The organism is Psychrobacter sp. CX18 (genome assembly GCF_057396215.1).
The window spans coordinates 1-12260 of record NZ_JBXYJH010000010.1; the positions used below are offsets into that span (position 1 = coordinate 1).

Sequence of the window (12260 nt, forward strand, 5' to 3'; positions counted from 1 at the left end):
ATTCTAGTGTCAACCCCTTGACTAAAAGTTTTTTCAATATTTTAATCAGCATCAATTTTTTAATCTTTTGTTATACAGGTATTGTATTAAGTTACTGCTACTATTTTATACCTACACCCAGTGGCTTATCGCTATGCCAGCGACAAACAATAGATTAGTTATCAGCGTTATCATGACGATATTTTTAAGCTGTTTACCTATTGATACTGTATCCACACGTGTTACTTGATCTTCATCTGATAAATTTCTTAGTAGAGTAAGCTGTATAGCATTACTATGCTTTATTGCTAAGGGGTAAACAATTAATACAGACAATGTATACCAATTAAAGTTAATCGCATACGTTAAATAGCACATGTAAGAAGCCATAAACAGTAAACCATATGCCGTTTGAATTCCTCTATCCCCTATCAAAACTGCTAGTGTTATTTTGCCTGCTTGTTTGTCACTATAGATATCTCGCATGTTATTAACAAATAGCACACAAGCAGCAAGCCCACCGCATCCTGTGGCAGGTAACAGATGACTTAGTTGAAACTGACCCGTTTGTAAATAAGCACTTCCTAAAACTCCGAGCCAACCGAAGAATATCAGTACAGCCACCTCCCCCATTGCGCGGTATCCATAAGGACGTTTGCCCATGGTATATGCCATCGCAGCGATGATAGCGAGCACACCAAATCCTAGAAATAGCAGAAAGTCGCGCAGGCTATCAAAGCCAATGGCAATTAAGATAACACCTGAGCAAAAGGTTAATAACGCCCAACCTACTATTAATCGCTTCAAGTGTTTTGCGCTAATCTGACCACTGGCCATTACTCGCTGTGGACTATTATCATCCCGATTGGCATCAGTGCCTTTGACACCATCGCCATATTCATTAGCAAGATTGGATAATATTTGCAGAGCCAGTGCGACCCAAAGTGTTAATGCAAAGACCAGCCAATTGTGACTGGTAAGGGATTGATTAGAAGAGACTATCTCAGAAAAAGCTAAGCCAGTACCACAAAGGATACTGGCTACGGCTAAAGGAAAGGTGCGAGGACGAGTGGCTTGAATAAACGTAGAGACAGTAGACATTGTTAAACCATCGCTCACAATAAATAATAGAGGACTGACAGTTATTAATTTAACCTTTAACTTTGGCTTTTAAAGTAGACACAATGCCAGATAACGCATAGAGGACACCGATGGCTAAAATACCAACGGGAATATCATATAAAACAATACCCATCACCAGTACAGCGATAATCAGCGCCACAAAAGGCACTTTCTTTTTATCAAATTCCTTAAAGCTATAGTATTTAAGGTTACTGACCATTAGGAGTCCGCAAATCACGACCCATACCGCTGATAGCATCATGATGTGGGTGTCGTAGTCTCCTACCCACTGATTATGATCTAAAGCTACCATCACCGAACTGGTAACTAAAATGGCTGCTAAAGGACTGGCCAAACCAACAAAGAATTTCTTATCGACTTCCCCAATTTGCACATTAAAACGAGCCAATCGAAACGCTGCACAGGCAGTGAACACAAACGCACAAGCGACGCCGATACGACCTAAAGGCTGTAGCGCAAAGCTATAAATCAATATTGCGGGAGCCACTCCAAACGCAAGCATATCTGCCAAAGAGTCATACTGCTCTCCAAATGGACTTTGAGCATTAAGCATCCGGGCCACTCGCCCATCAGCCCCGTCTAAAATGGCGGATAAAAAGATTGCTAAAGAGGCTTTATAAAACTCGCCTTGAGTACTCGATAAGATGGAGAAAAATCCAGACAGTAAGGACAGTGTGGTGATTAAATTAGGTGCCAAATACACACCTCGACTCACCACGGGCTTACCATTGGATACTTCCTGTTCGATGACTTCAAAGGTCAAACTATCCAAACCGTCTATACCCCCGCTAGTCGCATCAGCACTATTAGCTTCAACACCAGTTGTAGAAGGCGTTTCTGAGGCGACACTATGCTCAATGTCAACTGGGTGTGAAGATTTTGTCTCTTTAGAATGCGAGGAATTGGGCGTTGTCATACTCATTCTCAATATTGTTGAAAATTTTAAACGTGACTGTTATAAGCAATGAAAGCCGGAATAAACTAAATTTTAATCTGTCGTAATGTTCATTCAGTAACTATACCTCCGACATCCGAACCACCTAGCTTGACACTTTCTATCTTACTCACCCACTAACCAGCGAACGCTCACCGCTTGGCTTTGTGGGATATCTGGGGCGTCCTCAGGTCGTAGCAACGGCTGGATAAAGTTTAAAATTTTGCGTGCTTTTTGGTCAAATTGCCATGGTGGATTAATAATTAACATACCGGTGCCATTGAGGCCTACTGCTACGTCATTTGGATAAATATTTAGCTCACAAAGTAACTGCTTACGAATCCCAGTCCGCTTCATTTTTTTGTAAAAAAGCTCAACCGCATCAATATTTTTGATTGGGAACCATAACGCATAAACCCCTTGTGGCCACTTTGTCATTGTCGCTACCAATAGCTCAACTAAACGGGTAAAGTCTTTATGCTCTTGTTCATAAGGGGGGTCAATTAAGATAACTCCGCGGCGCTCTTCGGGCGGAATGACGGCCATTATACCTTCAAATGCATCACGGTTATGAATGCCAATAGGCAGCTTATACAACTGATAATTAAGGGCATCATATTCGCTATTTTTAAGCTCGAAAGCCTCTGCTCTTACAAGGGGTTCAGGGCTCCTTTCAACATGATTGGCAATCCACCAAGGCGAGCCTGGGTATACATGCTTATCATAGGTCTGGCGGGCTTTCTTGATATCGTTAACATACTGGCTGACGGCTGCTGGTGCCTCACTTAGATCTGCATTTAAAATCTTTTGGACACCATTTTGGGCTTCGCGTGTCTTGCGAGACTCTTCACTGCTTAATGAATAAAGACCTCGTCCACCATAAGCATCTAGTACATAATAAGGTTTATCTTTTTTGCTCATTTGATTGAGCAGTTGGATGAGTAAAATGTGTTTTACAACGTCGGCAAAATTACCTGCGTGATAGGCATGTTTATAGTTCATAAGTTAGCTTGTTTAATTGTAGAAAGTTGCGTATTAAAATTGGGGAATCAAAAATTGGTTCTATGTTAGCATAAGCGGGTTTGAAATAAGTATATTAATAGTTAATTGCCCTGATATGAATCTATTAAAACGCTCTTTACTGATTCAATTTAGGTTAAATTTCGGTTAAGTTTAGGGCCTATTGAACATTAAGTTTAATTATTAGACTTAAAGCTTCAAAAAGTGTCATGGTTAGAAATCAATTGATTTGGCAGTTTAACGTATCTTTAACTTAATTTTCGGCTTAATTTTCTTTCTACCTATTACTATTAACTGCGTTATTCATTTTATAATGCAGATGCCATTGCAATTTTACTGTTTATGAAGATGAAGGTGTCAGAGGTGCTATTGATGACTAAAATGAATAAAACTGAGGTTAATAGTAATTTAACACCCTCCATAGGCCAACATAATGACCCGATAACGGTGCCTATACCTCCCCCTCTAACGCCTAGCGAGGTTGACACTGCTAAGACAGTGGCTTATGAGGTTTTACAAGAGATAACCCAACATACTGATAAAACAACAGCACTAAGTCACCATAACAAAATTGATCTTACGAACTCTCAAAGTACGTTGCAACAATCAGACTTTGAGGTTGATTGGGCGCAACATTTTGATGAGGTTATGATTGAGTGCTTTATTAATGATGGCTTTGTGGTATTAGATGATGTTTATGACGCGAAAGCTTTGCTGGCGTTGCAAGCTGAGAGTGGATTTGTCGACTATCGCGATGCGCTACTCACTGATGGGGTGCGTAAGACTGACATTCGCGGTGATCGTATACGTTGGATTACCCATAACTTCTTCGCAGGATTTTATTATTTGCATAGCATAAACCAATTGGCGCAGTTTTTTAATCGGTTGCTATTTGCAGGTATTCGCCACAGTGAAGCACATTATGCCTGTTACCCGCCTGGCTTCGGCTATCAGTGGCATCAGGACAATCCAGTAGGGCGCAATGAGCGGGTTATTTCTGCGGTGTTTTATTTAAATGATGAATGGACGACGGATGATGGTGGTGAACTATCCATTATTGACAACCATGGCAAACAGCACCAACTATTACCCAAAGCCAATCGATTAATACTGTTTGATAGCAATTTACGCCATCAGGTAGAAATTGCGCACCGTCAACGTTATTCTATCGCGACTTGGTTACGTCGTGATGATGCCATTGTTATCGCTGAGCCATTATGATTGCCGTATAGTCAATAAACGAAATAAGCAACTTTAAATAAGCAACTTAGCAAATCTAACTAAATAAAAACCCCTTAAATCAGACCTTAAACCGATACACCCTTTCCCTACCAACTTTGAGACGATTATGAGCAAAAACGACCCAAAAAACCACACTATTGACCATCAACAAGCCACTTTAGAACTCAGTATTGATTTAATGAGTCGTGATTCGGTCACACCTCTTGATAAAGGTGCTCAAGACGTACTGGTTAATAGGCTTAAACCGCTTGGGTTTGAGTGTGAGTTTATGTATTTTGGCGATAAAAATGCGGTTGGACTCAATGCTGAGGTCAAAAACTTGTGGGCAAGACGTGGCAAGACAGACCCAGTCATCTGCTTTGCAGGGCATACTGATGTTGTGCCAACGGGCAATGCTGATAATTGGAAAATCCCACCCTTTGAGCCAACCGTTAAAGATGGCTACCTTTGGGGTCGTGGCGCAGCAGATATGAAAACAGCGATTGCCGCATTTACAGTGGCAACGGAAAGCTTTATTAAAAACCATCCTGATCACAAGGGTTCTATCGCGATGTTGATAACCTCCGATGAAGAAGGGCCTTCTATTAATGGAACGGTAAAAGTCATTGAGGCCTTAGAAGCCCGCAATGAGAAAATCACTTATTGCTTGGTTGGCGAGCCATCGAGTACCGATACGCTTGGCGATATTATCAAAAATGGTCGCCGTGGTTCATTAGGTGGCGTGCTAACTGTTACGGGTAAACAAGGTCATGTCGCTTATCCGCATTTGGCGGTAAATCCGATTCATGCCCTCCTGCCCGCGTTAACTGAATTTACCCATACTCAATGGGATAAAGGTAATGAGTTCTTCCCTGCAACCTCGATGCAAATCTCGAATATCAATGGGGGCACGGGTGCCAATAATGTCATCCCTGAAACGGTAGAGGTAGTATTTAACTTTAGATTTTCCACAGAAACCACAGAAGAAGAGCTTCGTGCTAAAACGCATGAAATACTAGATAAGCACTTTGATAATAGTGATGCCACTTATGACATTGAATGGAAACTATCAGGTAATCCATTCTTAACGGCTGAGGGTAAACTGGTTGATGCGTGTAAAGTGGCGGTGAAAGAGGTCACGGGTATCGTTACCACCCTATCGACCTCTGGCGGCACTTCCGATGGTCGTTTTATTGCGCCAACAGGTGCTCAAGTAGTCGAGCTAGGTGTGCGTAACGCCACCATTCATCAAGTGGATGAAAAAGTAGAAATTGATGATATCGGTAAGTTGGCGCAAATTTATGAGAAGATGCTAGAAGAATTGTTGTTGGGTTAATTTGCAATTTTGATTGAATTTTTGGAGCTAATCCTGCTATCCGCTTGTCGTTGGTTGCCTGTGGGGCACAGCATCTAAACACACGCGTGTTCCATTATTCAAGCGACCACTCCTGTGTAAGATGCTGTATGCCCCACAACCCACCAAGCTACCGCTTCTATCAGGGCTAGCGGTAACATCTCATTCTTGCAGATGTATTTTGTAATTATAAAGAGTGTGTATGGTATAGGGTGCGGTTAGCAAAACGCCACCAAAATTGTAGGACAAACATTATTTTTCAACACAAAAAAGGTGGGTTAGGTTTTTATCTTCACCTCTTCGAGGCTTGATAAAACTAACCCACCCTACGTAAGCTTCCAATGGTCGTTTTATTGCGCCAACTGGCGCTCAAGTGGTTGACCTAGGCATGCGTAACGCCACCATTCATCAGGTTGATGAAAAGGTAGAAATTGATGATATCGATAAGTTGGCGCAGATTTATGAGAAGATGCTAGAAGAATTGTTGAGTTAGAAGTCTAACGCTTTGAATTAAAAAGCCTTCATTTAATGAAGGCTTTTTTGATATAAGAAATCCACCCCGGTTCTGAGAAGCATTACAATTTGGTCTGTGAAACTTTACAACCTCACTTAAATCCATCCCCAGCCCTTCCTATGGAAAAGAAGTAATCTTTTCAGGTTAACAGGCGTAGGGTGTGGTTAGTTTTGCATTACTCTCGAAGAGAGTGCATGAAAAACGTAACCCACCAGTTGTAGGTTAGATTTAATAGTAATAATTACTTGAATATAGACCAGCTATAAATCCATCCCCGACCCTTCCTTTAAAAAAGGAAGGGGGCGATCTTTTAAAAATAGCTCTTAGATCTAAATTTAATGAATACTAATGAACTTTATAAGCTTCGGTTACTCGATACCAATATACACATCAACTTGCGACTCACTGACATAGTGCTCAAAATCGACATCATATAACCGAGTATGCGTACAGTCAGCATCATTGAAATAAGCCCAAACATTTTGCCATGCATTGATAACCGCATCTGGCATGTCACCCTGCTCACTAAAGACTAAATATTTACCTGTGGGAATAGTGAATGTTATTAAATCGTTAGTATCAAACGCTGAATCATCATCAACTTGATGCCAACCAGCCATCACATCAAAAGCCCCATTGGCGTCGCTTTCGTAATTGTGATAGATACCATATATATCGCTATCCTCTGAAAGTTTAGCGAAATAGTTTTTATAAAAATTTTGCCACATCTCACCTATTTTAGCACTTTCAGGATTTGTCTCATCTTGGTTGGTGGTGCGCACGGATATGCCTTGGCAGGGTATATTGTCGGAAAGCTCTAAAATATTCGTACTCATAATATTTCCTTTTAGACTTACAGGCTCAAATTAAATGCTCCGAAAACAGGGTATGTATCGCAAGCCATAGAAGACTTAATAACGCGCTCATGACCCATCGCACCACCACCTAAATCTAGATAACTGCCTAACTTGTATCGTCGTTCCCCAAAAACTAGCTCTTGTTTTGCTTGATCCCAATGTGTTTGATATTGGCTTGTGTCATCACTAATAGGTAAAGCTAAAGCCCATATAGTGTCAGCTTGCTGAACAACCAAACAGTTATTTTCAATAGCTAATACCCCATATTTTCTACCACTTGCAAAAACTGGCGTATTACTACTTACTTTATATCTTAGAATTTCTACGTCTTCATTTTGGTTAATACTATTAATAACAGTATCATCTATGTGTGCATTTAAATTAGTTTTGTCATCTATATCATAGCGTATATCACTAGTCGTCAGAGGCGGGTCATAACATCCTGATAATGAAAATAGGATCATAAATAACAGTATATTTTTCTTCATAATTATCCTAATAGAGTTAAGAAACAGACTAATCGGCCTCATCAATCCAGTTCATTTGGATGGCTTCTAGGATACCTTCGTTTGATTTGTTTGGGTCATCATCGAAGTTCTCTAATTCGGTTACCCAGCGGTGTAAATCGGTAAAGCGAATATACTGTGGATCGGTCTCTGGAAACTTCTCGACCAATTCGATGGCGATGTCTAGGCTGTCTGTCCATTTTAGTTTTTGGTTCATGATCGTGTCCTTATTTAAAGATAAGTGTTGAAATAGGAAGGGACAATTGTTTCAAGTTACAAGTGTGTCAAACAAATTGATTATATAGCTGAGATTTTAGCATAGATACGGCGTTTGATTTAGTGCATGTTAAGAAGGATAAGCGTTGCTTTAACAAGGCGGTTTAGCCTCGATTGCAGTGGATATACTTGGTAAAGCACTGGGCTGAGACGCTAGCGTTACCCTGTTATCGCGAAGCAGGAACGGGGTAACGTGTAGCGACTCGCCTCGTGCAAACCAAGATAGTAACGCAAAGCGAGAATGGCTCCAAAACTTATTAGTGCCTCAATCAATCCTACTGCTGTTTTATAGCAGTTTGGTTGGCGTTCCAAGTATCGATGACATTGGTAAGGTGTTTGCCCTGCATATCTAGTATTTCAGGGCGGTGCAAGCCTTGCTCGCTTTCTAGTACAAACTTGGTCAATCCTATCGCCATTAGGGTATTTTTGACATAAAAATGATGCTGAAAATAGATATATTTGTTATCCCAGCCCTCTAAGGTGCTGGTGACCGTCATTTTGTCTAAAAACTTGATTTCCTTTAGATAAACCATCTCTTGCATTGAGATAATCCAGCCAAGCTGTACGTCGCCGGTTTGTTGAGTAGATTGGTGTTGATGTCTGAGCTGATTTTGACGGCTAACGGTCAATAGCCATCCTGTGATATTTAACTCGATAAAGGATAAATAACGGTAGTTTGGTAGGTGTTTGCGAAAACCCATATCGTGCGGCAACACGCGGTAACGCCTCGTAAACGGCTTAAACAGTAACTCCTGATAAAGAGTCTCGTTTAACCCTTGTTCGTTATGATGACTATCATTAGAGTCTGGTGTGTTGCCTTGTTGCTTTAATAGGCGCATCAAGATAAAAAAACGGATTAACATGTTCATGGGTGGGTATCCTAGCTAAGTGTTTAGAAATTAGGCGCTACGTTACATAAAGCATAAGAATAAGGCAAGCGTTAGTCTATACAGCTATGCGGTTGTTGTCAGTTGTGTTGAGTGATAATTAATAAAAAATTTGTGTTTTTTGGCTTGAAACTTTCGCCACTCAACCCCATTTTTAGGACAGCCCCATGACTCATAACAGGATTTAAACTTTAGGGTTTGAATACTGTCCTATAACAATATTTTTATGGGTTGAATGGGTACTTTTTATAACTTAACTGAACTTTTTTAATGGAGTGAAAAATGAATATTCGCCCTTTGCATGACCGCATCGTAGTCCGCCGTGTGGAAGAAGAACAAAAAACCGCTGGTGGTATTTTATTACCGGGTTCTGCTCAAGAAAAACCATCTCAGGGAGAGATTTTAGCAGTTGGTAATGGTCAACTTCGTGAAAATGGTGATGTCCGTCCTTTAGACGTTAAGGTTGGCGATACTATTTTATTCGGTCAATATGCGGGTCAAACTGTGAAAGTTAATGGCGAAGAGCTATTAATCATGAAAGAATCTGACGTATTGGGTGTATTGGAAGGTTAATTGATTTAAAAATATAAACAACCCCCTATAAATTAAAATAATTGGAGAATTATCTCATGGCAAAAGACGTAAAGTTTGGCATTGACGCCCGTAAACAAATGATGGACGGCGTTAATATTTTAGCAAACGCTGTTAAAGTAACTCTAGGTCCTAAAGGCCGTAACGTAGTCATCGACAAGTCTTTCGGCGCACCTGCCATCACTAAAGATGGTGTGTCAGTCGCAAAAGAAATCGAACTTGAGAATAAGTTTGAAAACATGGGTGCTCAGCTGGTACGTGAAGTGGCGAGCAAAACCAATGATGTCGCTGGTGATGGTACGACTACTGCAACGGTATTGGCTCAGTCTATCTTGCAAGAAGGTATGAAGTCTGTTGCAGCCGGCATGAACCCAATGGATCTTAAACGCGGTATTGATAAAGCCGTTAAAGCTTCTGTTGAAGAGATTCATAAATTAGCCACTCCTGCTGACGACCATAAAGCGATCGCACAGGTTGGTTCAATCTCTGCTAACTCTGATACCAAAATTGGTGAGCTTATCTCTGAGGCGATGGAGAAAGTCGGTAAAAAAGGCGTAATCACTGTTGAAGAAGGATCGGGTTTTGAAGATTCTTTAGAAGTCGTCGAAGGTATGCAGTTTGACCGTGGCTATATCAGCCCATACTTTGCTAACAAACAAGACAGCTTAACTGCTGAGTTTGAAAACCCTTTCATCTTGCTTGTTGACAAAAAAATCAGCAATATCCGCGAAATCGTGCCGTTACTTGAGCAAGTGATGCAACAAAGTAAGCCACTTTTAATCATTGCAGAAGATGTTGAAAATGAAGCGTTAGCGACGTTAGTTGTGAACAACATGCGTGGCGGATTGAAGACTTGTGCGGTAAAAGCGCCAGGCTTCGGTGACCGTCGTAAAGCTATGCTACAAGACATCGCGACGCTAACAGGTGGTACGGTAATCTCTGAAGAAGTTGGCTTAAGCTTAGAGACGGCTACTGTTGAGCATTTAGGTACAGCTAAGAAAGTAACCGTTGGTAAAGAAAACACGGTTATCGTTGATGGTGCTGGTGATAAAGCAGATATCAGCGCACGTGTTGACTCAATCAACCGTCAAATCGAAGAGTCTACTTCTGACTACGACAAAGAAAAGCTGCAAGAGCGTGTTGCTAAATTGTCAGGTGGCGTAGCGGTTATTAAAGTTGGCGCTGCTACTGAAACCGCTATGAAAGAGAAGAAAGACCGTGTAGACGATGCGCTTCATGCCACTCGCGCTGCGGTTGAAGAAGGCGTTGTGCCTGGTGGTGGTGTTGCTCTAGTTCGTGCGATGAGTGCTATCAGCGAATTGACTGGCGATAATGATGACCAAAACGCGGGTATCAACATTTTACGCCGTGCTATGGAAGCGCCATTACGTCAAATCGTTACTAACGCAGGCGATGAAGCTTCTGTGGTAGTAAACGAAGTGAAGAATGGCTCTGGTAACTATGGCTATAACGCGGCAACTGGCGTTTATGGCGATATGCTAGAGATGGGTATCCTTGACCCTGCTAAAGTGGCTCGTTCTGCGCTTGAGCATGCGGCATCTGTTGCTGGCTTAATGCTTACCACTGAAGCGATGATCACCGACCAGCCTGAAGATAATGACGGCATGGCTGGCATGGGCGGTGCTGGTGGTATGGGCGGCATGGGTGGTATGGGCGGCATGATGTAATTTTTTATGTGCCCGCTAACTTTGTAGGACGTTGTCAGTCTAACTGGAGGTATCATATATACAATCTTCGTTAGACTTCCTAGTCCTACTTTGTTAGAGACCCCATAAACTTGCCATTCAAGACTGCATTTAAAACCCCGATAAGCTATCGCTTGTCGGGGTTTTTTATGTGATTTATTGATAAGAAGTTGGAATTTTACTTGCAATAGTTGATAGAGTGTCAAATAGCTAAATTAATATTAAATATTTACGACTACTGATCCGACTCATTTCTTCTAAACGTCCACGTTTTATCATCCGATGCTTCTTCAACGAAGTAATACCCGGCTAAATCAAATTTCTTTAAGTCCTCTGCTTTGGTGATTTTATTATCGGCTGCATACTTCACCATGAGTCCTCGCGCTTTTTTGGCATAAAAGCTGATAACCTTAAATTTGCCATTTTTCTCATCTTCAAATCGTGGTGTGATGATTTCTGCATCGACTGCTTTTTTCTTAACAGATTTAAAGTACTCATTGGACGCTAGGTTAATGAGCACATTATCTTCACCCTGCTCGGCAATGTCTTGCATACGCTGATTAATTACCTGCGAGATATGCATACCCCAAAAGTCATATAGGTTATCGCCCTGTTCATTTTTTAGCTTGGTGCCCATCTCTAAACGGTACGGCTGAATAAAATCTAGCGGTTTCAGCACACCATATAATCCCGATAAGATACCGAGATGCTCATTGAGATAAACCACTGTATCTTTGTCCATGTGATACATATCAAGACCTGTGTACACATCACCGTCAAACAGATAACCTGCGGGTTTGGCATTGTCCTCATTAAAGGGTTTCTTCTCACTCCATGCCCATTGCTGATTACGTTCAGCATTTAATTGCGCTAAGTCATCGGATATCCCCATTAGCTCTTGTAAATCAACAGGCTCTTTTGACTTTAATATTTTCATTAATTGTTGAGAGTGTTCAATGAGCTCAGGTTGGCTATAGTAGTTACCTACTTTTACGGGGACTGGATCACTCTCATTGAGGCTCTTTGCAGGCGATAACACAAAATACATAGTCGCATCCTTTTATAAATAGTGTTTTATTTGGGTTTGTATCGATACTTTATTAAAAGAGTTTTAGTAGGTAAGACTACCATATATAGGCTAACGGAGACAGTCGCAGAGAGCGGCTAAACTGTTTCTGATATTTTTATATAAATCGTGTATTGATAACATTGTGTTATGTGTTACTCTTCCTTAAATAAAAATATGATTGGTTACTTTTTGTGAAAGAATGT

Annotated in this window: 12 protein-coding genes and 1 pseudogene; 5 read left to right on the forward strand and 8 right to left on the reverse strand. The window is 41.0% G+C overall.

The genetic code is table 11. From position 1 onward, the window contains the following. Positions 1–111: 111 nt before the first annotated feature. The 3 genes from menA to AC2SLT_RS08560 form a co-directional block, all read right to left on the reverse strand. Entirely contained in the window at positions 112–1080 is a 969-nt protein-coding gene (menA, locus tag AC2SLT_RS08550) for a 1,4-dihydroxy-2-naphthoate octaprenyltransferase (RefSeq protein ID WP_486547245.1), read from the reverse strand. 49 nt (positions 1081–1129) lie between these two features. Next, on the reverse strand, positions 1130–2038 hold the full coding sequence (gene pssA / locus AC2SLT_RS08555; protein ID WP_486547246.1) for a CDP-diacylglycerol--serine O-phosphatidyltransferase: 909 nt from the start codon (positions 2036–2038) through the stop codon (positions 1130–1132). 144 nt (positions 2039–2182) lie between these two features. Beyond that, positions 2183–3058 (reverse strand): 23S rRNA (adenine(2030)-N(6))-methyltransferase RlmJ, encoded by an 876-nt coding sequence (locus AC2SLT_RS08560; RefSeq protein WP_486547247.1) that lies wholly within the window; start codon positions 3056–3058, stop codon positions 2183–2185. A gap of 390 nt (positions 3059–3448) precedes the next feature. On the opposite strand from AC2SLT_RS08560, the gene AC2SLT_RS08565 reads away from it, so the two are divergent. From AC2SLT_RS08565 to AC2SLT_RS08575, 3 genes and pseudogenes are all read left to right on the forward strand, one after another. Further along, on the forward strand, positions 3449–4297 hold the full coding sequence (locus tag AC2SLT_RS08565) for a 2OG-Fe(II) oxygenase (protein WP_486547248.1): 849 nt from the start codon (positions 3449–3451) through the stop codon (positions 4295–4297). A gap of 127 nt (positions 4298–4424) precedes the next feature. Continuing rightward, positions 4425–5633 (forward strand): succinyl-diaminopimelate desuccinylase, encoded by a 1209-nt coding sequence (gene dapE / locus AC2SLT_RS08570; RefSeq protein WP_486547249.1) that lies wholly within the window; start codon positions 4425–4427, stop codon positions 5631–5633. Positions 5634–5988: 355 nt separating this feature from the next. Continuing rightward, positions 5989–6144: pseudogene (locus AC2SLT_RS08575) on the forward strand (succinyl-diaminopimelate desuccinylase); the annotation flags it as partial. Positions 6145–6533: 389 nt separating this feature from the next. Here AC2SLT_RS08575 and AC2SLT_RS08580 read toward each other — a convergent pair. The 4 genes from AC2SLT_RS08580 to AC2SLT_RS08595 form a co-directional block, all read right to left on the reverse strand. Continuing rightward, positions 6534–7001, reverse strand: a complete 468-nt coding sequence (locus AC2SLT_RS08580; RefSeq protein ID WP_486547250.1) for a GyrI-like domain-containing protein — start codon at positions 6999–7001, stop codon at positions 6534–6536. A gap of 17 nt (positions 7002–7018) precedes the next feature. Continuing rightward, positions 7019–7510: a hypothetical protein gene (locus AC2SLT_RS08585; protein WP_486547251.1), complete on the reverse strand. Its 492-nt coding sequence runs from the start codon at positions 7508–7510 to the stop codon at positions 7019–7021. Between the two features lie 28 nt (positions 7511–7538). Continuing rightward, the gene (gene iscX / locus AC2SLT_RS08590) at positions 7539–7745 is read right to left on the reverse strand and encodes a Fe-S cluster assembly protein IscX (protein WP_007393996.1); all 207 of its coding nucleotides are present in this window, start codon (positions 7743–7745) and stop codon (positions 7539–7541) included. A 334-nt stretch (positions 7746–8079) separates the two neighbouring features. Then, on the reverse strand, positions 8080–8673 hold the full coding sequence (locus tag AC2SLT_RS08595) for an acyl-CoA thioesterase (RefSeq protein ID WP_486547252.1): 594 nt from the start codon (positions 8671–8673) through the stop codon (positions 8080–8082). A gap of 300 nt (positions 8674–8973) precedes the next feature. Here AC2SLT_RS08595 and AC2SLT_RS08600 point away from each other — a divergent pair, with 300 nt between their 5' ends. Continuing rightward, positions 8974–9264 (forward strand): co-chaperone GroES, encoded by a 291-nt coding sequence (locus tag AC2SLT_RS08600; protein WP_486547253.1) that lies wholly within the window; start codon positions 8974–8976, stop codon positions 9262–9264. 56 nt (positions 9265–9320) lie between these two features. Then, positions 9321–10970 carry a chaperonin GroEL gene (gene groL / locus AC2SLT_RS08605; RefSeq protein WP_486547254.1) on the forward strand — a complete coding sequence of 550 codons (1650 nt, stop codon included), beginning with the start codon at positions 9321–9323 and terminating at the stop codon, positions 10968–10970. A 253-nt stretch (positions 10971–11223) separates the two neighbouring features. Here the strand turns inward: groL and yaaA are convergent, their stop codons facing one another. After that, positions 11224–12036: a peroxide stress protein YaaA gene (gene yaaA, locus AC2SLT_RS08610; protein WP_486547255.1), complete on the reverse strand. Its 813-nt coding sequence runs from the start codon at positions 12034–12036 to the stop codon at positions 11224–11226. Positions 12037–12260: the final 224 nt, after the last annotated feature.